Below are 468 nucleotides of genomic sequence, written 5' to 3' on the forward strand. Positions count from 1 at the left end.
TGCTGATGCAGCCGGAGGTACTGCTGGCCGATGCGCTGGCCAGCGGCAGCCTGGTTCGGGTGCTGGAGGCGTGGACTCCGCAGCCGCGGCCTGTGCATCTGCTCTGGCGCCAGGATCGTCGGCCCCTGCCGAAGCTGACGCAGTTTATCGCCCACCTTCAGCAGGGAATGGCCGACGCGCTGACAACGACCCGCGCGTCGGAATAATCACTCCGCCCGCAGCGCCTGCTGCCAGTCGGCAATCAGATCGTTGGGATCTTCGATCCCCACCGACAGGCGGATCAGCTGCGGTGTGATACCGTTCGCCAGGCGTTTCTCCAGCGGGATCGAGGCATGGGTCATGCTGAAGGGCTGGCTCACCAGACTCTCCACGCCGCCCAGCCCAGGCTCTCCGCAAGCGTAAACCAGCGCAGCTTGCTGATGATGCGCTCGGCGTAACCTTCATCGCCCTTCACCACCACCGAAATCA

At 64.7% G+C, this 468-nt stretch carries 1 protein-coding gene and 1 pseudogene; one reads left to right on the plus strand and one right to left on the minus strand.

Features of this window, described 5'->3' with window-relative positions; translation table 11 throughout:
* On the plus strand, positions 1-206 hold a 206-nt coding region (locus tag M3636_RS29130; RefSeq protein WP_251384753.1), incomplete at its 5' end, for a LysR substrate-binding domain-containing protein.
* Here M3636_RS29130 and M3636_RS29135 read toward each other — a convergent pair.
* Positions 207-468, minus strand: a pseudogene (locus tag M3636_RS29135) (PLP-dependent transferase); the annotation flags it as partial.

This window comes from Paenibacillus sp. MER 99-2 (genome assembly GCF_023714095.1).
Lineage (GTDB): Bacteria > Bacillota > Bacilli > Paenibacillales > Paenibacillaceae > Paenibacillus.